The organism is Nocardia alba NBRC 108234 (assembly GCF_001612665.1).
In the GTDB taxonomy this organism is placed as follows: Bacteria; Actinomycetota; Actinomycetes; order Mycobacteriales; family Mycobacteriaceae; genus Nocardia; species Nocardia alba.
The window spans coordinates 18,579-45,093 of the sequence record NZ_BDAX01000027.1 but is presented as its reverse complement, the minus strand read 5'-3'; the positions used below and the strand labels follow the sequence as shown (position 1 = coordinate 45,093).

Sequence of the window (26,515 nt, the reverse complement as noted above, 5' to 3'; positions counted from 1 at the left end):
GCTCCTGCCGGCACGGCTACGAGTAGCGGGTCGGCAGGGCTGTCGTGGCGGTCTCGGGGTGCGCAGTCGCTCGGCGGTCAGTGCACACCGAGGAGGCGCAGCGCAGCGGTGGTCGTGGCTGCCGCCAGCACGGTGACCAGTAGCGGTGCGCGCCGCCACGCGAGAACTCCACCCACGCCGACACCCGCGGGCAGGGCGATGCCGAGGTGGCCGGAGCCGGTGGGCAGCGTGGCCGTTGCCACCAGCGCCGCGAGCAGAATGAGGGCGCCGGTATCCAGGAGGTGGATTGCCCTGGGCGACAACCGCAGCCGATGGCGCATCGCGGGGCCGGTCCATCGCAGCGCATAGGTTCCTACCGCGAGCGCCAACATGGCGGGCAGCAGATATGGCGCGTTCACGCTGCCACGGTTCCTACCGCGAGCCCGCCGGCGGGCAGCAGATATGGCGCGTTCATGTCGCGACCTGCTCGGCGGTAGGGGTCGGTGGGCGCAGGGCGAAGGCCAGTCCGCCCAGGGCGATCAGCACCGGGAGTCCCGCCGGCACGAACGGCGCGACCGATACTGCCAACCCGGCGCCGACGAGTACCGGTCGCACTGTCGCCCGGTCGCGCAGAGCGGGCAGGATCAGCGCCAGCAGGATCACCGGGAACACCGCGTCCAAACCGAGCACGGAAGTGTCGGGCACGAGCGAGCCCAGTGCCGCGCCGAGTGTCGCGCCCAGCGGCCAACACAGTGCCACGCCGATACCGCACGCCCAGTACGCGGCGCGTTTCCGTTCCTGATCGCCGGGGGCCGTGGCGAAGGCCACCGATTCGTCGTTGAGGACATGGATGCCGAGCACTCGCCGCCAGCCGTGTCCGAAGACCTCGGGCGCCGACAATCCGTACGGCAGGTGGCGCGCGTTGAGCAGTAGCCCGGCCACCACCGCCGCCAGCGGACTACCGCCGGCCGCGACGATCCCGAAGAACAGCAGCTCCGACCCGCCCGCCAGCACAGTCACGGCCATCACGATCGGCATCCACATCGGGAACCCGGCCGCGATCGTCGACGCGCCGTAGGACACGCCGAACAGGCCGACGGCGCAGCACGCCGCGACGACGGCAGCCACGGTTGCCCGGTCGAGTGTTCGCCATATCGAACGCATGTTGTTTATATTGAACGCACGGGATGGGTAAAGTCAACGCGGTATCGCCAGCTCTCAGGAGGCGTAGATGGACCGGCAGGACCCCGTCGTCGGACCGCCCCAGGCGGTGATCGCCGCGGCGCTGCGTCGGGAACGCGCTCGTGCCGGGCTCTCGCTCACCGAGGTCGCGAATCGGGCCGGCGTCGCGAAATCCACCCTGTCGCAACTGGAATCGGGTACCGGCAATCCCAGCCTGGAAACCCTCTGGGCGCTGTGCGTCGCCCTGGACATGCCCTTCTCCCGGCTGCTCGACCCGCCGCGGGCCAACGTTCAGGTGATCCGCGCCAACGAGGGCGCGGCGGTCCCGTCGGCCGATGCCGACTACCGGGTGACATTGCTCGCAGCCGGCCAGTCGCACACCCGCTGTGATGTGTACCGCATCGCGGCCGAGCCCGGCCACACCCGTCGCTCGGATCCGCACAGTCCCGGCGTGGTCGAACATGTCGTCCTGGCGGCGGGCCGCGCCATGGCGGGTCCGGCGGATGACCCCGTGGAGATGCGCCCCGGCGACTACATCCGCTACCTGGGCGATCTCCCGCACATCTTCGAAGCGCTCGAGCCGGGAACGTGGGCGACGATGGTCGCCGAGAGCGTCTGAGCGGACCCGATGTCAGGCGGCCCCTTCGCCGAGGTACTGCAACCAGATCGGATCCAGGTCGGCGGTGGTGGACAGCAGCCGCCAGTGCGGCCCCTTGGGTGAGACCAGCGGGTGGCGCAGATGCCAGCCCAGGTCGGCCAGCATCTTGTCGGCCTTGCGGTGATTGCAGGGGGCGCAGCTGGCGACGCAGTTCTCCCACGAGTGCTCGCCGCCGCGGCTGCGCGGGATCACGTGGTCGATGGTCTCGGCCTTGCCGCCGCAGTACCCGCATCGGTAGTGATCGCGATGCATGAGCGCGGCGCGGGTCATCGGCACGCGGGCGCGGTAGGGCACCCGCACATAGGTGCGCAGGCGGATGACGGACGGAATCGCTACTTCGGAGCCCGCGGAATGCAGGACCGGTCCTTCGGGATCGTCGTGGACGGCGTCTGCTTTGGCGCAGATCAGCAGTACGACGGCTCGACGCGCGGACAGCGCGGTGAGCGGCTCGTAGGTGGCGTTGAGGAGCAGGACCCGACGTTTGCGCCATGCGGCGGCGTCGTGGTCTCCGGCGAGATGCAATGGCGCGGGGAGGTGCGGCAGGTCGTGAAGATCATGAGCGCCCGGATGGTGATCGGACAAGATATGCAGCGGGATAGCCCCCGAGCCACGATTGTGGACGTCGGCGGGCTGGAGTTGTCGGTGCGTGCGCGCCTCGTGGGAACGGGCGCTCGGTCGCTGCTTCATCTCGTTGACCTCAATTTCATGATTGGCAGGATCATGTGGTATCTGGGGCCGATACTGACCCCAGTTGACCATGGTTCCGCCGGTATTGCACGGCTATTTTTCAAACTTCCGGATGAACTGTGGTTGAAGGGCGGCGCGTTCGTGACCGTGGCGATCGGGGCACAATGGAACCCGTGAGCACTGGTGAGCAGACAACGACCTCCTTCTACGAAGCCGTGGGCGGCGCGGAGACGTTTCGCCGTCTGGTGTCGGTGTTCTATCGCGAGGTCGCGGCCGACGAGATCCTGCGTCCGCTGTACCCGGAGGAGGACCTCGGCCCGGCCGAGCGCCGGTTCCGGATGTTCCTCGAGCAGTACTGGGGCGGGCCGCGCACCTACTCCGACGAGCGCGGGCATCCGCGCCTGCGCATGCGCCACAATCCGTTCGTCGTCGGGCCGCTCGAGCGTGACGCCTGGATGCGATGCATGCGGATCGCCGTCGGTGAGATCGAGCCGTCGATCTTGGACGACGAACACCGCAAGGCTCTGCTGGACTACTTCCAGATGGCGGCAGCTTCGCTGCAGAACGCACCGTAGCCGTCTCAGCTGATCGCGCGGTGCCCGCTGTTCGCTGATGTCGGGCAGATAGCGAGCCGGTTTCGCCGCGATGGCGCCTTTTACCATGATGTTTCGCGGTGGCGTGGCAAACGCTGGCGATTTGCCGTATTCGCAGAAAGTCTCGCCCCGCATGAATAGTGTCGGTGATCTTTGGCAATATTGCGGGTGTGACACAGACACCTGCCTCGCCGGTGCCGGGGGAAGCACGCACCGATTCGTGGTGGAAAACCGCCGTGTTCTATCAGGTCTATCCGCGTTCGTTCGCCGACTCCGACGGTGACGGCGTCGGCGACCTCGGCGGTGTCCGCGAGAAGATGGGGTACCTGGAGCTATTGGGCGTCGACGCGCTGTGGATCTGTCCGGTGATGCGGTCACCACAGGCCGACGGTGGCTATGACGTGTCCGATCCGCGCGATATCGACCCGCTCTTCGGCGGGCTGGCGGCGCTGGACGAGTTGATCGCCGAGGCGCACGACCGCGAGATCAAAGTGACGATGGATCTGGTGCCCAACCACACCAGCATCGAACACGCGTGGTTCGCCGAGGCGCTGGAGGCCGCGCCCGGCAGCCCCGAACGGGCTCGCTACATCTTCCGAGACGGTCGCGGCGAGCACGGGGCGCAGCCGCCCAACAACTGGCCGAGCATCTTCGGCGGCCCCGCCTGGACCAGGATCACCGAACCCGACGGCACGCCAGGGCAGTGGTACCTGCACATCTTCGCGCCCGAACAGCCGGACCTGAACTGGGACAACCCCGAGGTCGCCGACGACTTCGAGAAGACCCTGCGCTTCTGGCTCGATCGCGGCGTCGATGGTTTCCGCCTCGATGTCGCCCACGGCATGGCCAAGCCGGAGGGCCTGCCCGATATGGACCGGGTCGAGACCAAGATGCTCGTCCACGACGACGACGATCCCCGCTTCAACAACCCGGGCGTACACGCCATCCACCGCCGTATCCGCACCGTGCTCGACGATTACCCGCACGCGGTGTCGATCGGCGAGGTGTGGGTCGACGACAACGTTCGCTTCGGCGAATACGTCCGCCCCGACGAGTTGCACCTGGCATTCAATTTCCGCCTCGCCGAGACTCCCTTCACCGCCGACGGCGTCCACGACGCGATCACGCACTCCATCGACGCGGTCGCCGACGCGGGCGCCCCACCCACCTGGACGCTGTCCAATCACGACATCGAACGTGAGGTGACCCGGTACGGCGGCGGCAAGGCCGGTGTCGCGCGGGGGCGGGCGATGATGATGGTCGAACTCGCGCTGCCCGGTGCGGTGTTCATCTACAACGGGGCCGAACTGGCGCTGCCCAATGTCGACGACCTACCGGACGACGTCCTGCAGGATCCGGTGTGGGAGCGCACGGGCCACCGGGAACGCGGACGGGACGGTTGCCGGGTTCCGATGCCGTGGGAGGGTTCGAACACGCCGTTCGGTTTCACCGCGGGCAAGCCGTGGCTGCCGATCCCCGCCGACTGGGCCGACCGTACCGTCGAAGCGCAACTGGAGACCCTGCACTCGACGCTGTCGCTGTACCGGCTGGCGATCGACCTGCGCGCCACCCGTCCGGAGTTCGCGGGCCAGCAGATCGAGTGGTACGGCAGTCCGGAGGGCTGCCTCGCCTTCCGTCGTCCGGGCGGGCTGACCTGCGTACTGAACGCCTCGGACGACCCGATCCAGCTGCCGCCGGGGGAGGTGCTGTTGTCGAGTGCTCCGGTGGCCGAGGATCGGTTGCCACCGAACGCGGCGGCCTGGTTGGTGTAGCCCGCGCCGGACACGCGGTGGGGCAACTGCCAGCCGGAGGATGAACTACTACACAGCATCGTCTACCTTTGGTGCGTGAGCATTCTCGAGACAGTGCTGATCTTCGTCGGCATCCCGGCCGCGATCTACTTCGCGATCGCGGGTTTGTCCTATCTCGGTAAGCCATTCCCCGGTGAGAAGCCGGCCCACTTCGCACTCGGGCAGAAGTGGACCCACCGGCCGGTGCTGTGGAGTGCTACCGATGAGGTGACCGCCTCGGCGGGCCACCACACCGCCGAGCCGCATGGCAGTCATGCGGCTCTCGAAACCGCGCATGCGGAGCTGATCGGAGGCCGGGCAAGTGGCAAGTTCTAATTGGCCCGCGGTGGTCGAGGCCGACCTGCCGCACGGGTTCGCCCTCACCAGCAGCGGTCGCGTGTCCGGTGTGCACGAGCCCGGCACCGTGTTCGACGAGGTGCCGTTCACCGATCACGAGCGCATCTTCCTCGACAACGCGCTCACCGAGGCGACCCGCGCCACCAAGGTCCGCTTCAACATCTACCTCGGCGACCTCGGCTCCGATCCGGCGGCCGGTGCCGACGCGATCCTGCCGAACACCCCGGAGTCGGCCGATTCGGTGCTCATCGCCGTGTCCCCGAACCAGGGTGCGATCGAGGTTCGCTCGGGTGCGAACGTGGCCGAGCGTGCCAACGACCGCATCTGCCAGCTCGGCGTCACCGCCGCCCTCGCCTCGTTCCGTCAGGGCAACCTGATCGACGGTCTGATCTCGGCCACCCGCGTGATGGCCGCCGCGATCGGTCGCTAGTTCGTTCCGTACCGTCCGGCGCGTTCACCTCGTGGTGAACGCGCCGTTCGTGTCCGCGGACCCGGCGCGGCGCTGATCCCGGATCGCCCGGCAGCGCGGCGATTCCGCGCGCCGATGACGGTCGCACCGAAGATCTCGAGTTGAGCCCGTAGGAGGTTGGGCGTGGTGTGGCGCCCAACCGTCTGTGTGGCATCGCGTAACCTGGTCGGCGGTTTATCGGCCGCGCCACGGCCGTCGGTGTATCGGGGGAAACTTGCACACACGTATTGCTCGGGTGATCGCCGCGGGTTGCCTGGCGCTGTCGGCGTCGGCCTGCGCCCAGGACAGCAAGACCGCCGAATTCACCGCGGCCGCACCCCTTTCCGCGTTCTACAACCCCAGTGCCGAATCGATTCCGGGACAGCGTGGTTCGGTGATCCGGGCGCAGCCGCTCACCGGTGCGCAGGCAGTGCCCGGCGCCCGGAATTTCCTGACGCTCTACCGCTCTCTGGACGCGCAGGAGAAGACCGTCGCGGTGTCGGGGACGCTCGCGGTGCCCGAAGGTGTCGCGCCCGCGGGTGGATGGCCGCTCATCTCCTGGGGGCCGGGCAGCACCGGCGTCGCCGATGTCTGCGCGGCCTCGCGTTCGGAGGGTTCCTCGCCGAGCCGGGATGAACAGGCTCGCTGGGTGGCCAAGGGCTACGCGGTCGCCAGGACCGACTATCAGGGCTTGGGGACGCCGGGCGGTCACGGGTACATGATCGGCGAGACCGAACAGCGCGCGATGGCCGATATCGCCACGGCGGCAAGGGAAATCGACAAGTCGGTCGGCTCGCGCTGGGTGGCGATGGGGCATTCGCAGGGCGGCCACGCGGCCCTGTTCGCCGCCGTCGACGCCGCGGGGTGGACCCCGAATACGCCGCTGCTCGGCGCCATCGCGCTGGCGCCCGCCTCGCACCTGGGCGAACAGGTGCGGATGGCGAAGTGGGCGGCGTCGAACCCACTGGGCAAGCTCGGCACGGGTGATGTGTCGGTGTACCTGCCGCTGTTGGTCCGCGGCGCCCAGACGGTCACCGATGTGGACCCGGCCCGATTCCTCACCGCCCGCGCGCAGTCGCTGCTGCCGGTCGCCGACTCCGACTGCACCGGCGGATTGCGCGAGAATGGCAAGTGGGGCGGCCTGTCGCCGAAGGATGTGTTCACCGCCGATGGGGATGTGTCCGGGTTGCTGCGAGTGCTCGACGACAACGACCCGAGCGCCTTGCGCTTCACCGTTCCGGTGCTCGTGCTCCAGGGCCGTGCCGACCTCACCGTCCCGTTGTCGGCGACCGATGCGATGGTCGCCGAACAGCAGGGGCGGGGCGAGTCGGTCGACTACCGCAAATACGACGGGGTCGACCACAGCGAGATCGTCGCCGCGTCCTTCGCCGACGCGCTCGGCTGGGCGGACACCCGCTTCGGCATCACCCGCTGAGTTCTCGCGACCTCGGCCCGCGTGAGCGGGTTCATCGTTGTCCCCGTTACGCCGAGAGCAGAAGAGCCGGGTGTTTCGGTCCCGGCGTCCCTACGCTCGAAGGATGGGCGAGCACAACGGGTTGCGGGTGATTCCAGGCGGACACGGCGAACGGCGGTCGCGCCCGGAACCACTCTGGCGTGAGGCGCTGGGCGAACGCCTGCGCGCGCTGCGCCTGGAGCAGCGCTCCACCCTCGTCGACACCGCGGGCCGCGCGGGTATCTCGCCGCAGTACCTCTCCGAGGTCGAGCGCGGGCGCAAAGAGCCATCGAGCGAGATGATCGCCGCACTGGCCGGCGCCCTCGGCACGTCGCTGGGAGACCTGGTGGCCCAGGTGGCCGAATCGATGCGCAGGCACGCCCTGGTGCCGACGCGCGCGGTGGTGCTGGGTGGGCAACGCCAGATCGCGCCCTCCGGTGCCGCCCCCATCATCTCGGCGCCGAACGCCGTCCTGCTCGCCGCCTGACCGGCCGATCGGGACCGACGGACGCCGCGCGCTTTCGCGCGCGCGAGGATCGCGTTTCACCAGGTCCGTGCCACCGCGCGCTTTTCCGTGCGCGAGGATCGCGTGCTGCCCTGGTAGTCAGCCGTCGACTGCCGCACTCGTCTGAGCGGCGCTGATCTGGGTGCGGAGTAGGTCGACGATCGCGCTGACGGGGAGTTCGGGGTCGATCGCGCGTTGCACACCGAGGCCGATACCGAGCGAGAGCAGTTGCAGCGCGATGTCTTCGGCCGACATCGGGAGACGCAGGCCGAGTTCGTCGGCCTGCGTCTGGATCACCGTGGCGAGCATCGCCGTCAGGGTGCGTCGGCGTTCGGCGAGTTCGGTGCGGATCTCCGGCATGTGCCGGGTGCTCGTCGCGAACTCGACTTCCAGCGCGGTCCAGCCGACATCACCGATGTTCTCATCGGCCCAGCGCGCGAATCCTTCGATCCGTTCCGCCATGGTGTCGTACGGAAGCATCGAGTCCACCAGGGTCTGCGCTCGTTCCACATGGACAACGTCGATCACGGCCAGGCCCAGTTCGTGCTTGGTCGCGAAGTTGGAATACACCGCGCCCTTGGAGAATCCGGCCTCGGTGGCCACCTTCTCCAACGGGGTCACGTTGTAGCCGTCGGCCATGAACAGTCGTTTGGCGGTCTCGACCAACCGCTCACGCGTGAGTGCGTGCGACTGCTTGCGCGTCATCCTGGCCATGTTGGGGAGTTTAGCAAGATGGGGTACCGCTGGAATTCAAATACCGTTAGTATTCGAAATATGACTACACGACGTGGCGTAGCGATCGGCTGCGGTGGCCTGCTCGGCTTCGCCTGGACCGCGGTCGCCCTCGATGCCGTCGAACGCGCGCTGAACTGGGACATCCGCACCGCCGATGTTCTGATCGGCACCTCCGCCGGCGCGGAACTCGTCGCGACCCTCGGCTCCGGGCGCACCCCGGCCGACCTGCTCGCCGCACTCGACGCCGATGCCGGTGCCGACCCGATCCTGGCCGCGCACGTCGCCGTCGATCCCGGCAGATTTCCCCCGCTCCCGGGGCTCGGATTTCCCGGCCTCGGCCTGGTCGGTGCTGGTCTGCGCGCTCGCTCGCCCTACGCCGCGCTGGCCGGACTGCTCCCGCGAGGGCGCGGTGACGCCGACTGGTTGCGTTCCTTCGGTCAGGCGCTGGCCGCCCCGAGCGGCTGGGTGAGCCACTCCGCCACCTGGGTGGTCGGCGCCGACGCGGCAACGGGTGCGCGAGTCGCCTTCGGAGCGAACGACACACACGGCATGACGGCCGGTGCGGCGCCGGTCGATCTGGGTGACGCCATCGCCGCGTCCTGGGCCATCCCCGGTTGGTTCCCGCCCGTGCGGATCGGCGGGAAGGCCTACGTCGACGGTGGTTCGGTGTCGTCGGTGTCGGCCGATCTGCTGGTGCCCCGAGAACTCGACGAGGTGGTGATCATCGCCCCGATGACATCCGAGGGCGGCGCACCCGCCACCGGCGTGAACCGGGTCGAACGCCTGCTCCGCACGCAGATGACCCGCGGTCTCGACCGCGAGGTGGCCCTGCTGCGCGCTGCGGGCACTCGCGTGATCCGCGTCGAGCCGGGCCCGGAGGAACTGGCCGCCATGGGCCCGAACTTCATGGATTCGGCCCGCCGCCCGGCCACCATCGCCGCCGCCCGTCGCGTTCTGCCCGCCCGCGTCGCCGACGCGCTGCGCGCTTCCGGCCACACGGGCCGACCCGCGTGATCGGCCCGACCCTGCGGTGCCGTCGCACTCCAGCAGCACGGCAGGCAGCGGATGCACGCCATCGCGCCGTCGGATCCCCGCGCGGCGGGGTCGCTGATTCCGTCCGTTCGCGCGTCGAGGTCGGCGCACCACTCGTTTCGTTCGAAGGAGAAGTCGTATGAGCCGCCAGCACGAAGTCGTTGTGATCGGAGCGGGAGTCTCCGGCATCTGCGCGGCGATCAAGTTGATCGAGGCCGGGGTCGAGGATGTGGTGATCGTCGAGAAGGCCGAGACCTTCGGCGGTACCTGGCGGGCCAACACCTATCCCGGCTGCGCGTGTGATGTGCCGTCCGGCCTGTACTCGTTCTCCTTCGCGCCGAACAGCGAGTGGTCGCGGCTGTTCGCGCCCCAGCCCGAGATCCTCGCCTATGTCGACCGGGTCGCGCGGGCGCACGGGCTGGCCGAACACACCCGCTTCGGCGTGGAGGTGGTCGGTTCGCGGTTCGACGATGCCGCCCAGCTGTGGCGGCTCGACACCAGTGAGGGCCCGCTGAGCGCCCGCTTCGTCGTCTCGGCCGCGGGTCCGTGGAACGAACCGCGCCTACCCGAGATCCCGGGCCTGGCCGAATTCCCCGGCGAGGTCTTCCATTCCGCGCGCTGGAACCACGACTACGACCTGCGTGGCAAGCGGGTCGCGGTGGTGGGGTCGGGTGCTTCCGCGGTGCAGTTCGTGCCCGCCATCCAGCCCGAGGTCGGCGAACTGCACCTGTTCCAGCGCACCGCGCAGTGGGTGCTGCCGAAACTCGATCATCCCGTACCCGGCTTCGAGAAGCGGGTGATGCGACGATTCCCGTTCGCGCACAAAGCATTGCGCTCTGTCGAATACGCGCTGATGGAAGGTCTCGGGGTGGCGTTCCGGCATCCGCGACCGCTGATGCAGACCGTGCAGGCGGTGGGTTCGGCGTATCTGCGTGCCGTGGTGCGTGATCCGGCGCTGCGGGCGAAGCTGCGGCCGGACTATCTGCTCGGCTGCAAGCGAATCCTGTTCTCCAACAGCTATCTCCAGGCTTTGACGAAGAGCAACGTCGCGGTGCACGCCACCGGTGTCGCCGAATTCCGTGGCAACACCGTGGTCGGCGCCGACGGCACCACCGCCGAGGTCGACGCGGTGATCCTCGGCACCGGCTTCCACATCCTCGATACCCCGCTGGCCGACATCGTGCGCGGCGCCGACGGCCGCACCCTGGCCGAGCACTGGAAGGGCTCGCCCGAGGCCTACCTCGGCACCGTCACCACCGGGTTCCCCAACGCGTTCACCGTGCTCGGCCCCAGCCTCGGCACCGGCCATTCGTCGGCGTTCGCCATTCTCGAGGCTCAGGTGGCCTTCCTCGTCGCGGCGATCGAGCGGGCCCGGCGCGAAGGCTGGGCGGCGCTGGATGTACGTCCCGAGGTGCAGGCGCGCTACGTCGACCAGGTGCAGGCGGCGCTGGCGAGCACGGTCTACAACGCGGGCGGGTGCCACAGCTACTACATGGACGCCAACGGCCGCAACAGTTTCAGCTGGCCATGGTCCACCGGCGAACTCACCACCCGGGTCAGTGCCTTCGACCCCGCGGACTTCACCATCACCGATGTGACGGTGCCCGCGTGAGCGTATCCACCGCGCACGACGGCAGCTCGATCATCAGACGAGAGGACACACTGTGAGCTACCCACGGATCGATCTCGCGGGCGCGACGGTCGCGATCACCGGCGCCGCTCGCGGCATCGGGCTGGCCACCGCCGAGGCGTTCGTCGCGGCGGGCGCCTCTGTGGCGCTCGGTGACCTCGACGAAGCGCTGGCCGTGCGGGCCGCCGCCGAATTCGGCGACCGGGCGATGGGTCACCTGCTCGATGTCACCGACAAGGTCTCCTACGCGGCGTTTCTCGACGCGGTCGTGCGGTGGCACGGACCGCTCGACGTGCTGGTGAACAACGCGGGCGTGATGCCGAACGGGGCGTTCCTCGAGCAGTCCGACCGGATCGACCGGCTCACCATGGACGTCAACGTCTACGGGGTTATCCACGGTATGCGGCTGGCCCTGCCCGCGATGGTCGAACGTGGCTACGGCCATATCGTGAACGTGGCCTCGCTGGCGGGTAAGTTCCCGCTCAAAGGCCTTGCCGTGTACAACGCCAGCAAGTTCGCGGTGGTCGGCCTGACCGCGGCCACCAGGCTGGAAATGGACGCCACCGGAGTCAGCGTGAGCGCGGTTCTGCCGTCGGCGGTCCGCACCGAACTGAGCTCGGGGATCGACTACGGCGTGCTGCCCGCTGTCGATCCGGAGGACATCGCCGCCGCGGTGGTCCGCACGGTCGAGACCCGGGCGGCCGAGACCGCGGTCCCCGGCTATGTCGGTCTGCTGGCGAACGCGTCCGGTCTCGTGCCGGAGACGGTGATGCGGGCCTTCCGCAAGGCCGCGCACGACGATGCCGCCATCACCCGCGTCGACGACACTGTCCGCCGTGCCTACCTCGACCGCATCGAAAAGCAGTGAGGGCCAGGCCATCACGACTCCCATGCTCGAAATCGCCCTGCTGGACGGTCACTGTTGATGCGCGGTGACCATCCAGCGGGTCGGCGAAGCGCGATCACTCGCGTTCGTGCAGAACCCGGTCGACCAGTCCGTATTCGAGCGCGGTCTCGGCCGTGAACACCCGGTCTCGGTCGGTGTCGCGACGGAGGGTTTCCGGCGTCTGACCGGTGTGCCTCGACAGGATCGCCTCGATCGCCGCGCGCATCCGGACGATCTCGTCGGCCTGCAGGATCAGGTCGGGAATGGTGCCCTGGCCACGAGTCGCGGGCTGGTGCAACACGATTCGGGTATGTGGCAGCATCGCGCGATGCCCGGGCGCGCCGCCCGCGAGCAGGACGGCGCCGACCGCGATCGCCTGCCCGACACACGTCGTGTGCACCGGCGCCTTGATGAACCGCATAGTGTCGTAGACGGCGAGCATGGCGGACAGATCTCCGCCCTCGCAGTTGATGTAGAGGCTGATCGCCTGTCCGGGACTGTCGGATTCCAGATGCAGAAGCTGGGCGATGAGCGCGTTGGCGACGCCGGAATCGATCGGGGTGCCCAGGTACACGATGCGTTCACTGAGCAGATGCGAATAGATATCGGTGATCCGCTCACCGCCGCCGCGATGCTGGGACACGACATTCGGGATCGTGTAGGTCATGAGAGACGGCCCGCCTTTCCATGCTGTGTGGCCGGGCTCGCCTGTCGCGTCGGCAGCCGGTTGTCATCGTGGGAATCGAGTCGACTCGTCCCCGGTGCGCTACCCCGGGGGATCATGCGGTGATCCCGATGCGGTGGCGGTTCGGGACGACCTGGTCGAACGACTCGACGATGTGGTCGATGAACCCGTACTCGAGGGCCTGGGGTGCGGTGAACCAGCGGTCGTGCAGTGAATCCTCGTAGACGCGGTCGAAGGGCTGGCCGGTGTCGTCGGCGATCAGGCGCAGCACCGTGTCGACGGTGTAGCGCAGGTCGTCGGCCTGTACTTCCACCTCCACGGCGCTGCCGCCGATTCCCGCCGACCCCTGGTGCATCAGGACGCGGGCATGCGGCAGGGCGTAGCGCTTGCCCGGGGTGCCGGACGACAGCAGGAATTGTCCGGCGCTGCACGCCAATCCGAGAGCAAGGGTGGAGACCTCGCACGGCACCAGACGCATCACGTCGCGGATCGCGAGCATCGACGGCACCGAGCCGCCGGGGGAGTGGATCCACAGCGAGATCCCGGCCTCGGGGCTCTGCGCGCCGAGAGTGAGTAGCTGGGTGATGAGCAGAGTGCCGTTGTCGTCATCGAGTGGACCGTCGAGGACGAGGATTCGGCGGGCGAACAGTTGTTCGCGGGCTCGCCAGGTGAACATGGGGGCTTTGTCGTTGGGTGCCATGAGTTCACGGTGCCCGGCGTGGGGGGTGGTTCGCTGGTGATGCTGCTGTGGGCGGATCTGCTCTCGGCAGCGTTTGTCGGCGCGCTGGCGCGCGCGTGTCCGCGGCCCTGAATGGCCCCTTCGTGGCCGCCGCTCCCTAGGGGTCGCGGGTGCGGGGTGGGGAGTGCGGTCATGGCGGGGTCGGGGTGTGCGGAGTGGCTTGGGGGATGGCGGGCTGGGGTCATGGTTCGGGGAGCGTGGGTGGGTGGAGAGAGGAGGGCGGCGGGGGTGTGGTCGGCCGCCCTCCCCGGGGTTACTTCGCGTCGAATTCCCTTGCGCGCAGGGAACGTTCGATGCCGGATCGGCCTTCCGAGACCAGGCGGTACAGGGCGGGTGGGTGGTCGCCTGCCAGGAACTCGTCGGCCTTGGCTACCGCTTCCTCGGTGATCGCCCAGTGGGGGTACAGGCCGATCACGACGGTTTGGGCGACTTCGCTGGAACGGCGGTCCCATACCGCGGGGATCTCGGCGAAGTACTTGTCCACGTAGGGGGCGAGTACTTCGCCTTGGCCGGCCGGCGCGAATCCGCCGACGATGGCGCGGGCGGTGATGTTGGGCACCGAGTCGTCGCCCATCACGGTGTTCCAGGCCTGTGCTTTGACCTCGGGGATCGGGCGGGCGGTGGCGGCGGTGGCGGCCTGGCGCTTGCCGGCCGCGGTCGGATCGCCTTGGAGTTCGGCGTCGATGGTGGGGGAGTCCAGGCCGTCGGGGTCGATCTTGCCTGCCGCGGCCAGTGCGGTGATGACGCGCCAGCGCAGGTCGGTGTCGACGGTGAGACCGGGCAGACCGGCCGACGCCGGGTCGGCGTCGAGCAGCTGTGCCAGCGCCTCGGTGTGGCGCGATTGCAGCTCGGCGCCGGTCAAGGCGTTGACGAAGGCGAGCTGATGGTCCGAACCCGCCTCGGCGCCGCGCGCCAGCTCGAGCAGCCGGTCGGCGTAGGCGGCCCAGCCTTCCCGCTGCGCCCACGCCGGATCGGCGTAGCTCGAGATGGCGGTGTTGGCCTGCATGAGCAGTCGCTGCACCACCCCGATCTCGGATTCGGAGCCGATTCCGCGCTGCACGAGCGCCACGAAATCGCGGGCCTTCATCTCGGCCTGACGAGTCATCTCCCAGGCCGCCGACCAGGCCAGCGTGCGCGGCAGCGAATCGGCGATGTCACCGACGCGCGCCACGACCACGTCGAGCGAATCGGGGTCCAGACGCAGCGAGCAGTAGGTGAGGTCGTCGTCGTTGACCAGCACCAGCGCACCGCGCGGCACACCGACCAGCTCGGGCACCTCGGTGCGGCCGGCGGCGTCGAGATCGAGTTCGACCCGGTTGGTGCGCACCAGCTTGCCCTCGACATCGTCGTAGACGCCGATCGCGATCCGGTGCACGCGGTACTCGCCCGCACCGGGCGCGGCACCTTCCTGCACGACCGCGAAGCTCGAGAACGTGCCGTCCGCCGCGACGGCGAAATCGGGGCGAAGGATATTGAGGCCGGTGGTCTTGAGCCACTGCGCGCCCCAGTCCGACAGGTCACGCCCCGACGCCTTCTCCAGCGCCGCGAGCAGATCACCGAAAGTGGCGTTGCCGTAAGCGTGTTCGGCGAAGTAGTCGCGCAGGCCCGCCAGGAACGGCTGCAGCCCCACATAGGCGACGAGCTGCTTGAGCACCGAAGCGCCCTTGGCGTAGGTGATTCCGTCGAAGTTGACCTCCACCGCGTGCAGGTCGGGGATGTCGGCGGCGATCGGGTGGGTGGAGGGCAGCTGGTCCTGACGGTAGGCCCACGACTTCTCCACATTCGCGAATGTGGTCCAGGCACTGGTGTATTCGGTGGCCTCGGCCTGGCACAGCACCGAGGCGAAGGTCGCGAACGACTCGTTCAACCACAGGTCGTCCCACCACTTCATGGTGACGAGATCGCCGAACCACATGTGCGCCATTTCGTGCAGCACGGTCTCGGCGCGACGCTCGTAGGACGCGCGGGTCACCTTGGACCGGAACACATAGTCCTCGAGGAAGGTGACAGCGCCCGCGTTCTCCATCGCGCCCGCGTTGAACTCCGGCACGAACAGCTGGTCGTACTTGCCGAAGGCGTAGGGCACGCCGAAGTTGTTGTGGTAGAACTCGAAACCCTGCTTGGTCTCGGTGAACAGCCGCTCGGCGTCCATGTGCTCGGCCAGCGAGGCCCGGCAGTACAGCCCCAGCGGGATCTCGCCGTCGGCGTCGGTGAAGGTGTCGGACCACTTCGCGTACGGGCCCGCGATGAGCGCGACCAGGTAGGTGCTCATCCGCGGGGTGGTGGCGAAGGTGTGGCGCACGACCGCGCCGACCGGGTGCTGTTCGATATCGGCGCCGTTGGAGATGACCGCCCAGTCCTTCGGCGCGGTGGCGACGACATCGAAGGTGGCCTTGAGATCGGGCTGGTCGAAGCAGGCGAACATGCGCTTGGCATCGGCGGTCTCGAACTGCGAGTACAGGTACACCTTGTCGTCGGTCGGATCGACGAACCGGTGCAGACCCTCGCCGGTATGCGAGTACTCGCACTCGGCCTCGACCACCAGTTCGTTGGTCTCGGCCAAGCCGGGCAGGGCGATTCCGGTCGACTCGTCATAGGTGCTCACATCGAGCGCGACGCCGTTGAGCACCGCCGATCGCACGCGCGCCGCCACCAGATCGATGTAGGTGTCCGCACCGGGGGTGGCGGTGAAGCTCACCGTGGTCGTCGATCCGAACGTGTCCGATACCTCGGACCCCGCACCGCGCGGCTGGTCGGTGAGGTCGAGTTCGATCCGGTAGTTCTGCACGGCCACCACGGCCGCGCGTTCGACCGCCTGGTCGCGGGTGAGATTCGGGGCGGACATAGATCTCCTTCGTCGTCGACGAACACGGCACGGTAGTTCGGCGTCCACAATGCCACCTGCCGCTCGCCCCCGCTCACGAGTTTCCGCCCCACCGCCGGTCAGACCAGCGAGACCACCAGTTTCCCGAGCGTGCGGTCGGTCTCGCCGATCGCGTGCGCCTTCGCCGCTTCGGCGAGCGGGAACACCCCGGCGATGATCGGCACCACCGCCCCCGACCCGAGCAGTTCGGCCACCGAGTTCATGCCCGCGTGATCGGCCTCGACCAGCAACGACGCGAAACCGACGCCGTGGCGCGCCGCCTCGGCGGGCAGATCGACCTGAGTGCCCGCCCCGAGAAGAGTGATGAGTAGCCCGCCGGGACGCAGCGTGGGCAGCGACCGGCGGGAGTTCTCCTCGCCGAGAGTGTCGAGCACCACGTCCACCTCAGAGACAACCTCGGCGAAGTCCACCGCGCGGTAGTCGATCAGCTCGTCGGCACCGAGTGCGCGCAGGTGTTCGTGCTTGGCCGCCGACGCCGTCCCGATCACATACGCGCCACGCGATTTCGCGATCTGCACCGCGAAGTGCCCCACGCCGCCCGCGGCCGCGTGGATCAGAACCCGTTGCCCCGCGCGGATCTTCGCGGTGTCGATCAGCGCCTGCCACGCGGTGAGCGCGGCCAGTGGCGTCGCCGCCGCGACGACATGGTCGACATTGCCCGGCTTGCGGGCGAAGGCCCGAGCGGGTCCGACCACGTAGTCGGCCAGGGATCCGTGCCCGTGCGGGTAGGGCAGCATGCCGAACACCTCGTCGCCCGGCGCGAACAGGGTGACGCCGAACCCGACGGCCTCGACGACACCGGAGACATCCCAGCCGAGCACGAACGGCGGCGGGGGCAGGAACAACCCGGCGATGGCCCGGTGTTTCCAATCGGTCGGGTTGAGCCCGGCGGCGTGTACCCGGATGAGTATCTGGCTCGGACCCGGAGCCGGGCGGGGGAGTTCGATCTCGCGCAGGACCTCGGGTCCGCCGAGCGTGTCCTGGCTGATGGCGCGCATGGTGTTGCTCATAGCGTCCACGGTGCCGGATGCGAGCCATCGGCAAAATGGCTTGAATGTCATCATCCGATAGGATCGTGCCATACATCGTGTGGTGGTCCTGGCGCTCGACGGCGTGTATCCCTTCGAATTGGGCATCCCGCAGCGGATATTCGGCACTCTCGACGACCGCTACGAGGTCGCTACCTGTTCGGTCGACGGCTTGCCGGTGCGGACCTGTGCGGACTACTCGATCGCCGTCGAACATGGGCCGGAGTTGCTGGCAGACGCCGATACCGTGGTGATCCCGTCGTGCGACCCGGCGCAGGCGATCGACGGACTCTCGCCGGCGATCACCGCCGCGCTCGCGCTGATCCGGCCGGGCGCGCGCATCGTGTCGATCTGCACCGGCGCGTTCGTACTGGCCGCGGCGGGCCTGCTCGACGGGCGCCCCGCGACCACCCACTGGCGGCTGACCGACACCTTCCGTAGGCATTTCCCGCGAATCGACCTCGACCCCGACGTGCTGTTCGTCGACGACGGCGACGTCCTCACCTCCGCCGGCGCGGCCTCCGGAATCGACCTGTGCCTGCACATCGTGCGCGCCGATCACGGCAGTGTGGTCGCGAATCGAGTGGCCCGTTCCTGTGTGGTCCCGCCGTGGCGTGACGGCGGCCAGGCGCAGTACATCGACACTCCGGTTCCCGATCCGGCCGCGGCGAGCACGGCCGCGACCAGGCACTGGGCGCTCGAGCATCTCGAGTTGCCGCTGACGGTGAACACCCTCGCCGACCACGCCCGGATGAGTAAGCGCACGTTCGCGCGGCGTTTCGTCGACGAGGTCGGGATGAGCCCGGGCCGCTGGCTCACCCAGCAGCGCGTGGCTCGTGCCCGTCAGTTGCTCGAGGCCGCCGATCTGTCCGTCGAGCAGATCGCGGGGCGGGTCGGCTTCGCCACGGGAACCTCGCTGCGCCAGCATTTTCAGGCGGCGGTCGGGGTAGCGCCGCTGGCCTACCGGCGCACCTTCCGGCTGGGCGCCGACGACCGTGCGACGGCCTGACCGGATTCGAGCGGGCGACCGGGCGCGATCGCGAGCACGGGCAGGCCGGTAGAGTGCGGTGCGAAACCGCAGGTACCGTCCCCAGAATTCGGAGGCTCGACGTTGAAGCATGTGCACGCCGGGAAAGTTCGTGACCTCTACTCCGACGGCGACACCCTGCTGCTCGTCGCGTCGGACCGGGTCTCGGTCTACGACGTGGTGCTGCCGACGCCGATTCCGGACAAGGGCGCGCTGCTCACGCAGCTGTCGAACTGGTGGTTCGAGTACTTCACCGGAATCCCGAACCACGTGGTCTCGGCGACCGATGTGCCCGCGGAGTTCGCCGGACGCGGGATTCGGGTGAAGCCGTTGAAGATGCTGCAGGTGGAGTGCATCGCGCGGGGATATCTGACCGGTTCGGGTCTCAAGGAATACGAGCGATCGGGGACCGTCTCCGGGATCGCGCTGCCCGCCGGGTTGCGCGATGGGGACAAGCTGCCCGAGCCGATCTTCACGCCGTCGACGAAGGCGTCCGAGGGGCACGACGAGGCGATCAGTTTCGCCGATGTGGTGAACCAGGAGGGTCGCGAGGTCGCCGAGAAGCTGCGCGATCTGACCCTCGAGATCTACTCGCGCGGGGCCGAGCACGCGGCGAAGGCGGGCGTGATCGTGGCCGATACGAAGGTCGAATTCGGTTGGGACGGTGACGTTCTCACCCTCGGCGACGAGGTTCTGACCTCGGACTCCTCGCGCTTCTGGCCCGCCGACGACTGGGAGCCGGGCCGTCCGCAGGCCTCCTTCGACAAGCAGTTCGTCCGCGACTGGTCGACCTCCACCGGCTGGAACAAGGAATACCCCGGCCCCGAGATCCCGGCCGATGTCGTCGCGGGCACTCGCCGCAAGTACGAAGAAGCCTACGAGCGCATCACCGGCCAGAAGTGGGCGGGAATCCAGGCCTGAACTCGGCGACGCAGGTCGATGCGCCGGCGACACCGTACTTCACTACTCGAGCACGAGTGTCAGCGTGTCAGTGCACGGGTGCGTCGACTCCTGTGACCGCGCAGATGTGGTTCATGTTCTCTCTGCCCCAGGCGCCGAGTGTGGCGAGGGCCGCGTTGAGTGATACCCCGCGATCGGTCAGTGAGTACTCCACTTTCGGGGGGACTTGCGCGTAGACCTCGCGATGGATGATCCCGTCGTGCTCCAGTTCGCGCAGTTGCTGGATCAGCATTTTCTCGGTCACACCGGGTATCAGGCGTTTCAGGTCGCCGAAGCGTTGGGTGCCGGTGGACAGGGCCCACAGGATCAGCGCTTTCCACTTGCCGCCGACGACGTCGAGAGCGGCGTCGAGCTCGCAGGAATACGGACGCACTCGCTGCTTCATGGTGTCCTTACTTACCTTTTGGTGGGTATTGCACTTAATAGTCGGTACTTGTCGATTGTAGTGCAGAAGGTAAATCTTGAAGTGTGTTGCCGAACGGGCAACGAGAACTTCGACACAAAGGCAGCTATGGCGAATTCACTGGCAGCACAGCATATTTCGGTGATCGGTCTCGGCGCGATGGGCACCGCGCTGGCGAAGGCGCTGCTGGCGGGCGGTCACCAGGTGGTGGTGTGGAACCGCACCACGTCGCGGGCCGAAGCGCTGGCGGCGCAGGGTGCGCGGGTAGCCGAGAGCGCGGCCGAGGCGATGTCGGCGGCCGATCTGGTCATCCTGTGTGTCCTCGACGACGCTGCCGTGCGCGAGCAGATCGAGCCCGCCGCGGCGCTGCTGCGCGGGCGAACGGTGGTCAACCTGACCACCACGACACCCGAGCAGGCGCGCTCGCTGGGCAGGTGGGCCGCGGCCAACGAGGTCGAGTTGATCGACGGCGGCATCATGGCATCACCCGAAATGATCGGCGGCCCGGCTTCCCTCGTGATCTACAGCGGGGCGGCTGTGGCATTCGATCGTCACCGGTCGGTGCTGGAACTGTTCGGCAGGGCCGAGTTCGTCGGCACGGATCTCGGTGCCGCCGCGATGTACGACGTGTCGATTCTCGGCGCGATGTACGCCATGTTCGCGGCGTTTCGCCAGGGCGCCACGATGGTCCGCTCCACCGGCGGTACCGCGGCGCACCTGGCCGCGCTGACGGTCCCGTTCCTGCAGGCGATCGCGACCTCGCTGACCGACCAGGCCGTCGGCATCGACACCCCCGCCGACTACGCGCAGATCCAGAGCGACGAGTTCACCGCCGCCGCCATCGATCTGATCGACAAGGCGGCGGTCGAATCGGGCACGCCCACAGATCTTTACGGTGCGCTGCGCCGGACGCTCACCGGAGGCTGAACCGATCCACGCCGAGGTCTCGGTGGGGAGTCCGGATCGTGCTCCGGCCGACCGGTGTGATTGCCCGGTCGGCCGGGCGATCGTCAGGCGGCGACGCGACTCGCAGCGAGCAAGGCGTCGATGAAGCCCTCGGCCTTCGCGTCGAAGGCCGCGTAGTGGGTGGTCCGCGCGTCGCCGCTGATCGCCTCGCCGAGCACGAGATTGCCCTCGTCGTCGAGGCTTTGGGGCTGCTCCTCGGCATCGGGCAGCAGGCCGACCCGGGAGTCCGCGAAACCGCTGTAGTAAGCCAGGCCCTCGTTGAGCTGGGCCTCCAGCAGTTGCCGCATGCCGGGGATGATCGCGTCATCGGCTGTCGCACCGGCCAATCCGAGCCACAGGATGCGCTTGCCCGCCAGGCGCGGCTTGCTGCGGCCGTAGGCGAAACCGTAGTTCCAGACAGCGTCGATCCAGCCCTTGAGCAGGGCGGGCACGCTCTGCCAGTAGACCGGGAACACCACGACGATGACGTCGGCGGCCGTCATCCGCCGCATGTGCGACTCGGCGGTGGGGGAGTAGACCTTGTCGCGATTGCCCCACTCCGGCTGGTCGGCGACGGTCATCCTCGGGTCGAAGTTCTCGGCGTGCAGATCGAGGAAGTCGACCGTGTACCCGGCGGCGGTGAGTCGGCCGACGGCGCGTTCGGCGACATGGGCGGAGAGCGAATCGGAGCGATGATGGCCGAGAACCACGAGCGCGGTGCCGCCCGATCCGGTGGTCGTCGGTTCGGCGGTGTCAGTCGTGGTGGCAGCGGACTGGGTCACGGTGAGCTCCTGTTCGATCGGGTGCGGGCCCCTCGGCCCGGTACCTAGAGTCAACCGTGGATCGGGTGGACGATCTATGGCTGATCATCTCCAGTCGATAGGAATTCGTCTACGCTGGTGGCGTGGATCCGTTGAGTTCGCTGCTGAGCGGCATTCGTGCCGAAGGATCGGTCGTGGCCCACGCCGTGCTGCGTCCACCGTGGACGATTCGCTTCGCCGACCGCGCGCCCTTGATCATGGTGACGGTGCTGCGCGGCGGCGGCACCCTGGTGCTCGCCGATGGATCCCGCACGAGCCTGATCGCCGGTGACACCGCGCTCGTACAGGCCGGTGAGCCCTTCTATCTGGCCAACACGCCCGCCGCGCTCGACCACCCGCACGAGCGCTACGAGCTGTCCTGTTTCGTGCCGGACGGGTTCTGTTCCACCGATACTTGTTGCGCGACAGCGGAATTGATCGTCACCCCGGCCATCACCGGGGTCCCGGGCGAGACTTCGCTGCTCGTCGGCGCCTACCGGGCATCGGGGCGACGCCACGAACGGCTGTTGCGCGCGCTACCGCCGGTGATGGTGGTCCACGAAGAGCCCGACATGTGCTTGTGGCTGGAACGATCCGCCGCCGACGCGGTCCGGTTGAGCGCGGGCTCGCAGGCGCTGATGGACCGGCTGCTCGACTGGGCGCTGGTCTGCACGCTGCGGTCCTGGCTCGCCGAACAGCAGCATTGCGCCCCCGCCTGGTACCGGGGGATGGCCGACCCGATCGTCGGCCCGGCGCTCACCGCCATCCACGACCGGCCGTTCCACCGCTGGACCGTGGCGAGCCTGGCCACCGAGGCGGCGGTCTCGCGCGCCCTGTTCGCTCGGCGCTTCACGGAAGTGATGGGCGAACCGCCACTGGCCTACCTCACCGAATGGCGCATGGCCGAGGCCGAGGAACTGCTCGCCGATCCCGCGCGCAGCGTCGCCCAGGTGGCGACCACTGTCGGCTATTCCGATGCCTTCGGCTTCAGCGCGGCCTTCAAACGACTCCGTGGGACGAGTCCCACGGAGTTCCGGGCGGCGCTGGCGTGATGCGCGGCGAGCGGGTCAACTCCTCGGCGTGAGCAGGACCAAGGGGATCTCGCGCGTGGTTTTCTTCTGATAGTCGCCGTAGCCCTTGTACGCGCTGACCACCCGGGGCCACAGTGTCGCGCGTTCGTCGGGGGTGGCGACGTGCGCTGTCATCGGGCGCTCGGGGCCGTTGCGCAGCGACACCTCGACGTCGGGGTTGTCGCGCAGGTTCAGGAACCAGGCCGGGTGTGTGGGGTCGCCGCCGCGGGAAGCCACCACGACGATCGTGTCGCCGTCGATGAGCGGCGCGGTCAGCATGACCTTGCGCGGATCCCCGGATTTGCGGCCGATCGTGGTGAGTTGCAGGGACGGCATCCCGAAGAATGTGTTGCCGACACGCCCGCCGGTCACGGTGAGCAGTGTGCGGTGGACCCCGTTCATGATCTTGAGCTGCAGGTCACTGGGCATATCTGAAATCTACTCCGATCTCAGGGCAGCCGATCGATGAGCCGGGTGAGCAAGGGTCGCTGGCCCTTGCCGAGCTTGTCCGCCGCGCTCGCGGGGTCGAACCACTCGGCCCGGTCGATCTCGGGGAATTCCGCCAGACGGCCCGACCGCGGCGGCCACTCCATCTCGAAGGTTCCCGGTACGACATCGGCGGGGTCGAGGTCACCCTCGACGGCCCACACGGTGAGGTATTTGCGCTTGGCGCCGCTGCGGTAGCTCACCTCACCGAGGTCGATCCACTCGCCCTCTGGCACCGGCAGCCCGAGCTCCTCGGTGAACTCGCGCCGGGCCGCCTCGCGCGCGGACTCGTCCTCGGACAGGTACTCGCCCTTGGGAATCGACCACGCCGAGGCGTCCTTCTTGGCCCACAGCGGCCCGCCCATGTGTCCGAGCAGGACCTCGATCCCGGTCTCGACACGTCGAAACACCAGCACACCCGCACTGAAAACGTCCGTCATCGGAGGGAGTCTGCCAGGCGAGCACGCGCGCGGTGGCTCCAGCCGAGGCGGCGGCGCGAGCGCCGATCGCTGTCACTGCCGACCCGCACGCACCCGCGCGGCACGCAGCAACAGGTAGTCCCGTTCGGGCACGCTGGCGGTCTGCCTGGCCGCCCGCTGGTATTCGCGCACGGCCGCGGCCTGCTCGCCCGCCATTTCGTGCAGATGCCCGCGCACGGCCGCGAGGCGATGCGAGCGCGACAGCGGTTCGGCGACGCTGTCGGCCACCGCCAGCCCCGCTGCCGGACCGTGCACCATCGCGGTGGCGACCGCCCGATTGAGGGTGATCATCGGGTTCGGGGTCAACCGCTCGATCATGGTGTAGAGCAGCAGGATTCGGGTCCAGTCGGTGTCGTCGGGGTGTTGGGCCCCGGCGTGCAGGCCGGCGATGGCGGCCTGCATCTGATAGAGCCCGGTCAACCCGGCGGGCATGGTCGAGGTGAGCAGGCGAAGGCCCTCGCTGATCTGGGGGCGGTCCCAGCGGGTGCGGTCCTGCTCGGTGAGCGGGATGAGTTCGCCGTGTGGCCCGCAGCGGGCGGCGCGGCGGGCGTCGGTGAGCAGCATCAGCGCGAGCAGGCCGGTGACCTCGGTGTTCTCCGGAAGAAGTGTGCGCAGAGCGCGGGTGAGCCGGATCGCCTCGACCGACAGATCACCGCGGCGCAATCCGGCTCCCGATGTGCTGGTGTGTCCCTCGGTGAAGATCACGTACAGCACCTGCAGCACGGCACTCACCCGCGTGCTGTCGTACGCGCCGTCGGCGAAGGGTCGCTCGCAGGCGGCCAAGCGCTTCTTCGCCCGCGAGATACGTTGGCCCATGGTCGATTCCGGGACGAGGAAGGCCGCCGCGATCTCGGCGGTACTCAGGCCGCCGACCGCGCGCAGCGTCAGGGCGATGGCCCCGGCGGGTGGCAGGTCGGGATGGCAGCACAGGAAGTACATGTCGAGGGTGTCGTCGCTACCGACCGCCTCGGCGGGAACATCGCGGACGAAGACCATGGTCTCCCTGCGGCGGCGTGCCACCTCGGCACGCACCGCGTCGGCCATCCGGCGCTGCGCGACCTGGATCAGCCAGCCGCGCGGATTGTCCGGAAGTCCGTCGCGATCCCACTGGGTCGCCGCCGCGAGCAGAGCGTCCTGCACCGAATCCTCGGCGAGGTCGAAATCGCCGAAACGGCGGACCAGTACCCCGAGGACCTGCGGCGAGAGTTCGCGCAGCAGGTCCTCGATGCGCGGAGTCAGCGTCTGTCCTCAGGCTGCGTCGGGCGCGCTCATGATCTGGCGCACTTCGATGTACTCACCGATCGGCTTGCCGCCGGGGCCGGGCGCCGCGGAGGCCTGCGCGGCGATCTCGACCGCGCGCTCGACCGAATCGACATCGACCACCCAGAATCCGGCGAGGAACTCCTTGGTCTCCGGGAAGGGACCGTCCGTCACGACCGGCGCCGAGCGGCCGTCGGAGCACACGATCACCGCCTGATCCGGTGCGGCCAGGCCCTGCGCGTCGACCAGCTCGCCCGCGGCGGCGAGTTGTTCGCCCAGTGCCCGCTGGAAGTCGATATGGGCGGCGATGTCCTCCGGCGCCCACTCCGGCAACGGGAGATCGCAGTGGGCGGCGTGAGAATAGGTCTTGACCAGCATGAATTTCATGTTTCGGCTCCTGCTCGGTGCGCCCGTGCGGCACGTTCGACGGTGAGTCGGAGCCGAGACGCGATCTTCGACACGGGCGGCTATGTGAGGTGCATCACAAGGGGATATTCGTGTTCGCGAGCCGGTCGGGATCGACGGATTCCCCCGAGCCGATCAGCTGCTTGATGCGGTCGGTCACATCCCACACATTGACGTTCATCCCCGCGCGCACCCTGTTCTCGGCGTCGAGCCAGAACGCGACGAACTCGCGCTCGTCGACATCGCCGCGCACCACCACCCGCACGTCGTCGCCGCGCCCGACATAGCCGGAGTACTCCATCCCGACGTCGTACTGATCGCTGAAGAAGTACGGAAGCCGGTCGTAGACAGCGGTTTTGCCCAGCATCGTCCGCGCGGCGACGGCGGGCTGATTCAGCGCGGTCGCCCAGTGTTCGATGCGGATCGGCCGGTGCAGCAGCGGATGGTCCTGCTCGGCGATGTCGCCCACCGCGACCACATCGGGGTTGCTGGTGCGCAGCGCGGCGTCCACCAGCACACCGCCGTCGACCGCCAACCCGGCCGCGGCCGCCGCCTCGATATTGGGCTGCGCGCCCACCGCGACCAGCACCGCCTGCGCGGGCACCACGGTGCCGTCGCGCAACCGCACGCCGGTCGCCTCGCCGTCTTCGGTGCGGATCGCGTCGACGGCGGTGTTCGTGCGCAGATCGACCCCGTGCGTGCGATGCACATCGGCGTAGAACGCGCCCATCTCCGGCCCGAGCGCCGCGACCAGCGGCAACTCGGCCGACTCGAGCACCGTCACCTCGACGCCCTTGGCGCGGGCCTGCGCGGCGACCTCGAGACCGATCCACCCGGCCCCGATGATCACCAGGCGGCGATCCGTGCGCAGTATCTCGAGCAGCGCGTTCGAATCGGCGATGGTGCGCAGCGTGTAGACGTTCGGGGCGTCGGCGCCGGGAATATCGAGCGTGCGGGCCCGGGAACCGGTGGCGAGGGCCAGTTTGTCGTAGTCGAGCGTGGAACCGTCGGGCAGCGTCACCGTCTTGGCGATCGGATCGAACGCTGTCGCGGTGGTGCCGAGCCGCAGATCGACGTGGTGATCGCGGTACCAGGCGGCCGAATCGACGGTGAAATCGGGAAGTTGCTGGGTGCCCGCCAGATGCTGTTTCGACAGTGGCGGACGCTCGTAGGGCAGCTCCTCTTCGGCGGCCAGCAGGGTGACGCGGCCGTCGAAGTCGTTGGCGCGCAGGGCTTCGGCGATCTTCGCTCCGCCCAGACCGCCACCGATGACGACGAAATGCTGATTCGAGCTCATGAACGGACTCCTTCTCGCGGACGATACGGACTCCTCGCAACCCGAGCTTAGTGCGCGTTCTCGCCCACGGGAACGATTCCGGCGGTGCTGCGGTTGCACCAGTCGGTGGGGC

At 68.5% G+C, this 26,515-nt stretch carries 30 protein-coding genes; 15 read left to right on the top strand and 15 right to left on the bottom strand.

Going from position 1 to position 26,515, the window contains the following annotated elements; all coding sequences use genetic code 11:
- Positions 1-77: 77 nt before the first annotated feature.
- Both NA12_RS26110 and NA12_RS26105 read right to left on the bottom strand, forming a co-directional pair.
- A complete protein-coding gene (locus tag NA12_RS26110; protein WP_067456842.1) occupies positions 78-398 on the bottom strand; it encodes an AzlD domain-containing protein in 321 nt (106 codons plus the stop codon).
- A 52-nt stretch (positions 399-450) separates the two neighbouring features.
- Entirely contained in the window at positions 451-1,143 is a 693-nt protein-coding gene (locus tag NA12_RS26105; RefSeq protein ID WP_067456839.1) for an AzlC family ABC transporter permease, read from the bottom strand.
- Between the two features lie 67 nt (positions 1,144-1,210).
- Between NA12_RS26105 and NA12_RS26100 the strand changes: the two genes are divergently transcribed.
- A complete protein-coding gene (locus NA12_RS26100; protein WP_067456836.1) occupies positions 1,211-1,780 on the top strand; it encodes a helix-turn-helix domain-containing protein in 570 nt (189 codons plus the stop codon).
- Positions 1,781-1,792: 12 nt separating this feature from the next.
- Here NA12_RS26100 and NA12_RS26095 read toward each other — a convergent pair whose 3' ends face one another.
- The gene (locus NA12_RS26095) at positions 1,793-2,401 is read right to left on the bottom strand and encodes an HNH endonuclease (protein ID WP_243655085.1); all 609 of its coding nucleotides are present in this window, start codon (positions 2,399-2,401) and stop codon (positions 1,793-1,795) included.
- Here NA12_RS26095 and NA12_RS26090 point away from each other — a divergent pair.
- From NA12_RS26090 to NA12_RS26060, 7 genes are all read left to right on the top strand, one after another.
- Positions 2,366-2,683, top strand: a complete 318-nt coding sequence (locus tag NA12_RS26090; protein WP_132370220.1) for a hypothetical protein — start codon at positions 2,366-2,368, stop codon at positions 2,681-2,683. The two genes, NA12_RS26095 and NA12_RS26090, sit on opposite strands and share 36 nt — an antisense overlap.
- Entirely contained in the window at positions 2,671-3,081 is a 411-nt protein-coding gene (locus NA12_RS26085; protein ID WP_067456827.1) for a globin, read from the top strand. Before NA12_RS26090 ends, NA12_RS26085 begins: the two co-directional genes overlap by 13 nt.
- A gap of 188 nt (positions 3,082-3,269) precedes the next feature.
- Positions 3,270-4,871 carry a glycoside hydrolase family 13 protein gene (locus NA12_RS26080; protein WP_067456823.1) on the top strand — a complete coding sequence of 534 codons (1,602 nt, stop codon included), beginning with the start codon at positions 3,270-3,272 and terminating at the stop codon, positions 4,869-4,871.
- A gap of 75 nt (positions 4,872-4,946) precedes the next feature.
- Positions 4,947-5,225, top strand: a complete 279-nt coding sequence (gene ctaJ, locus NA12_RS26075) for an aa3-type cytochrome oxidase subunit CtaJ (protein WP_067456820.1) — start codon at positions 4,947-4,949, stop codon at positions 5,223-5,225.
- Positions 5,212-5,676 (top strand): DUF5130 domain-containing protein, encoded by a 465-nt coding sequence (locus NA12_RS26070; protein ID WP_067456817.1) that lies wholly within the window; start codon positions 5,212-5,214, stop codon positions 5,674-5,676. Before ctaJ ends, NA12_RS26070 begins: the two co-directional genes overlap by 14 nt.
- A 253-nt stretch (positions 5,677-5,929) precedes the next feature.
- The gene (locus NA12_RS26065) at positions 5,930-7,129 is read left to right on the top strand and encodes an alpha/beta hydrolase family protein (RefSeq protein ID WP_165914865.1); all 1,200 of its coding nucleotides are present in this window, start codon (positions 5,930-5,932) and stop codon (positions 7,127-7,129) included.
- Between the two features lie 103 nt (positions 7,130-7,232).
- On the top strand, positions 7,233-7,634 hold the full coding sequence (locus NA12_RS26060) for a helix-turn-helix domain-containing protein (RefSeq protein ID WP_084473105.1): 402 nt from the start codon (positions 7,233-7,235) through the stop codon (positions 7,632-7,634).
- A 117-nt stretch (positions 7,635-7,751) separates the two neighbouring features.
- On the opposite strand, the gene NA12_RS26055 is transcribed toward NA12_RS26060, so the two are convergent.
- Positions 7,752-8,366, bottom strand: coding sequence for a TetR/AcrR family transcriptional regulator (locus NA12_RS26055; protein WP_067456810.1), 615 nt, complete (start codon positions 8,364-8,366; stop codon positions 7,752-7,754).
- A 60-nt stretch (positions 8,367-8,426) separates the two neighbouring features.
- Between NA12_RS26055 and NA12_RS26050 the strand changes: the two genes are divergently transcribed.
- The 3 genes from NA12_RS26050 (at position 8,427) to NA12_RS26040 (ending at position 11,917) form a co-directional block, all read left to right on the top strand.
- The gene (locus NA12_RS26050; protein ID WP_067456807.1) at positions 8,427-9,401 is read left to right on the top strand and encodes a patatin-like phospholipase family protein; all 975 of its coding nucleotides are present in this window, start codon (positions 8,427-8,429) and stop codon (positions 9,399-9,401) included.
- A 157-nt stretch (positions 9,402-9,558) separates the two neighbouring features.
- On the top strand, positions 9,559-11,031 hold the full coding sequence (locus NA12_RS26045) for a flavin-containing monooxygenase (protein WP_067456804.1): 1,473 nt from the start codon (positions 9,559-9,561) through the stop codon (positions 11,029-11,031).
- Positions 11,032-11,083: 52 nt separating this feature from the next.
- Complete coding sequence (locus NA12_RS26040; protein WP_067456801.1) at positions 11,084-11,917, top strand: SDR family oxidoreductase; 834 nt, start codon at positions 11,084-11,086, stop codon at positions 11,915-11,917.
- A 94-nt stretch (positions 11,918-12,011) separates the two neighbouring features.
- On the opposite strand, the gene NA12_RS26035 is transcribed toward NA12_RS26040, so the two are convergent.
- From NA12_RS26035 to NA12_RS26020, 4 genes are all read right to left on the bottom strand, one after another.
- Complete coding sequence (locus tag NA12_RS26035) at positions 12,012-12,602, bottom strand: ClpP family protease (protein WP_067456798.1); 591 nt, start codon at positions 12,600-12,602, stop codon at positions 12,012-12,014.
- Positions 12,603-12,714: 112 nt separating this feature from the next.
- Positions 12,715-13,320 carry a ClpP family protease gene (locus NA12_RS26030; RefSeq protein ID WP_067456795.1) on the bottom strand — a complete coding sequence of 202 codons (606 nt, stop codon included), beginning with the start codon at positions 13,318-13,320 and terminating at the stop codon, positions 12,715-12,717.
- Between the two features lie 292 nt (positions 13,321-13,612).
- Positions 13,613-16,204 (bottom strand): aminopeptidase N, encoded by a 2,592-nt coding sequence (gene pepN / locus NA12_RS26025; protein WP_067456791.1) that lies wholly within the window; start codon positions 16,202-16,204, stop codon positions 13,613-13,615.
- A gap of 98 nt (positions 16,205-16,302) precedes the next feature.
- Positions 16,303-17,253 carry an NADP-dependent oxidoreductase gene (locus NA12_RS26020; protein WP_067456786.1) on the bottom strand — a complete coding sequence of 317 codons (951 nt, stop codon included), beginning with the start codon at positions 17,251-17,253 and terminating at the stop codon, positions 16,303-16,305.
- 70 nt (positions 17,254-17,323) lie between these two features.
- On the opposite strand from NA12_RS26020, the gene NA12_RS26015 reads away from it, so the two are divergent.
- Entirely contained in the window at positions 17,324-18,280 is a 957-nt protein-coding gene (locus NA12_RS26015) for a GlxA family transcriptional regulator (protein ID WP_084473104.1), read from the top strand.
- 102 nt (positions 18,281-18,382) lie between these two features.
- Positions 18,383-19,219, top strand: coding sequence for a phosphoribosylaminoimidazolesuccinocarboxamide synthase (locus NA12_RS26010; protein WP_067456782.1), 837 nt, complete (start codon positions 18,383-18,385; stop codon positions 19,217-19,219).
- A gap of 67 nt (positions 19,220-19,286) precedes the next feature.
- Here NA12_RS26010 and NA12_RS26005 read toward each other — a convergent pair whose 3' ends face one another.
- Entirely contained in the window at positions 19,287-19,643 is a 357-nt protein-coding gene (locus NA12_RS26005) for a winged helix-turn-helix transcriptional regulator (RefSeq protein WP_067456779.1), read from the bottom strand.
- A 21-nt stretch (positions 19,644-19,664) separates the two neighbouring features.
- On the opposite strand from NA12_RS26005, the gene NA12_RS26000 reads away from it, so the two are divergent.
- Positions 19,665-20,588, top strand: a complete 924-nt coding sequence (locus NA12_RS26000) for an NAD(P)-dependent oxidoreductase (RefSeq protein ID WP_243655084.1) — start codon at positions 19,665-19,667, stop codon at positions 20,586-20,588.
- Positions 20,589-20,671: 83 nt separating this feature from the next.
- Here the strand turns inward: NA12_RS26000 and NA12_RS25995 are convergent, their stop codons facing one another.
- Complete coding sequence (locus NA12_RS25995; protein ID WP_067456773.1) at positions 20,672-21,388, bottom strand: NAD(P)H oxidoreductase; 717 nt, start codon at positions 21,386-21,388, stop codon at positions 20,672-20,674.
- 122 nt (positions 21,389-21,510) lie between these two features.
- Between NA12_RS25995 and NA12_RS25990 the strand changes: the two genes are divergently transcribed.
- On the top strand, positions 21,511-22,458 hold the full coding sequence (locus NA12_RS25990; RefSeq protein ID WP_067456770.1) for an AraC family transcriptional regulator: 948 nt from the start codon (positions 21,511-21,513) through the stop codon (positions 22,456-22,458).
- Positions 22,459-22,473: 15 nt separating this feature from the next.
- On the opposite strand, the gene NA12_RS25985 is transcribed toward NA12_RS25990, so the two are convergent.
- The 5 genes from NA12_RS25985 to NA12_RS25965 all read right to left on the bottom strand — a co-directional run bounded on the left by NA12_RS25985 (position 22,474) and on the right by NA12_RS25965 (position 26,403).
- Positions 22,474-22,905 (bottom strand): nitroreductase family deazaflavin-dependent oxidoreductase, encoded by a 432-nt coding sequence (locus tag NA12_RS25985; protein WP_067456767.1) that lies wholly within the window; start codon positions 22,903-22,905, stop codon positions 22,474-22,476.
- Positions 22,906-22,925: 20 nt separating this feature from the next.
- A complete protein-coding gene (locus tag NA12_RS25980; protein WP_067456764.1) occupies positions 22,926-23,402 on the bottom strand; it encodes an NUDIX hydrolase in 477 nt (158 codons plus the stop codon).
- 72 nt (positions 23,403-23,474) lie between these two features.
- The gene (locus tag NA12_RS25975; protein WP_067456761.1) at positions 23,475-24,680 is read right to left on the bottom strand and encodes an RNA polymerase sigma factor; all 1,206 of its coding nucleotides are present in this window, start codon (positions 24,678-24,680) and stop codon (positions 23,475-23,477) included.
- Positions 24,681-24,689: 9 nt separating this feature from the next.
- Complete coding sequence (locus NA12_RS25970) at positions 24,690-25,088, bottom strand: YciI family protein (protein WP_067456758.1); 399 nt, start codon at positions 25,086-25,088, stop codon at positions 24,690-24,692.
- Positions 25,089-25,182: 94 nt separating this feature from the next.
- A complete protein-coding gene (locus NA12_RS25965; RefSeq protein WP_067456755.1) occupies positions 25,183-26,403 on the bottom strand; it encodes an NAD(P)/FAD-dependent oxidoreductase in 1,221 nt (406 codons plus the stop codon).
- Positions 26,404-26,515 lie beyond the last annotated feature (112 nt).

Bases quoted from the DNA above. Each gene is read 5' to 3' on its own strand.
- NA12_RS26105 (WP_067456839.1), bottom strand. From the start codon at position 1,143: ATGCGTTCGATATGGCGAACACTCGACCGGGCAACCGTGGCTGCCGTC.
- NA12_RS26100 (WP_067456836.1), top strand. From the start codon at position 1,211: ATGGACCGGCAGGACCCCGTCGTCGGACCGCCCCAGGCGGTGATCGCC.
- NA12_RS26085 (WP_067456827.1), top strand. From the start codon at position 2,671: ATGGAACCCGTGAGCACTGGTGAGCAGACAACGACCTCCTTCTACGAA.
- NA12_RS26060 (WP_084473105.1), top strand. From the start codon at position 7,233: ATGGGCGAGCACAACGGGTTGCGGGTGATTCCAGGCGGACACGGCGAA.
- NA12_RS26055 (WP_067456810.1), bottom strand. From the start codon at position 8,366: ATGGCCAGGATGACGCGCAAGCAGTCGCACGCACTCACGCGTGAGCGG.
- NA12_RS26050 (WP_067456807.1), top strand. From the start codon at position 8,427: ATGACTACACGACGTGGCGTAGCGATCGGCTGCGGTGGCCTGCTCGGC.
- NA12_RS26045 (WP_067456804.1), top strand. From the start codon at position 9,559: ATGAGCCGCCAGCACGAAGTCGTTGTGATCGGAGCGGGAGTCTCCGGC.
- NA12_RS26035 (WP_067456798.1), bottom strand. From the start codon at position 12,602: ATGACCTACACGATCCCGAATGTCGTGTCCCAGCATCGCGGCGGCGGT.
- NA12_RS26030 (WP_067456795.1), bottom strand. From the start codon at position 13,320: ATGGCACCCAACGACAAAGCCCCCATGTTCACCTGGCGAGCCCGCGAA.
- pepN (WP_067456791.1), bottom strand. From the start codon at position 16,204: ATGTCCGCCCCGAATCTCACCCGCGACCAGGCGGTCGAACGCGCGGCC.
- NA12_RS26020 (WP_067456786.1), bottom strand. From the start codon at position 17,253: ATGAGCAACACCATGCGCGCCATCAGCCAGGACACGCTCGGCGGACCC.
- NA12_RS26005 (WP_067456779.1), bottom strand. From the start codon at position 19,643: ATGAAGCAGCGAGTGCGTCCGTATTCCTGCGAGCTCGACGCCGCTCTC.
- NA12_RS25985 (WP_067456767.1), bottom strand. From the start codon at position 22,905: ATGCCCAGTGACCTGCAGCTCAAGATCATGAACGGGGTCCACCGCACA.
- NA12_RS25980 (WP_067456764.1), bottom strand. From the start codon at position 23,402: ATGACGGACGTTTTCAGTGCGGGTGTGCTGGTGTTTCGACGTGTCGAG.
- NA12_RS25970 (WP_067456758.1), bottom strand. From the start codon at position 25,088: ATGAAATTCATGCTGGTCAAGACCTATTCTCACGCCGCCCACTGCGAT.
- NA12_RS25965 (WP_067456755.1), bottom strand. From the start codon at position 26,403: ATGAGCTCGAATCAGCATTTCGTCGTCATCGGTGGCGGTCTGGGCGGA.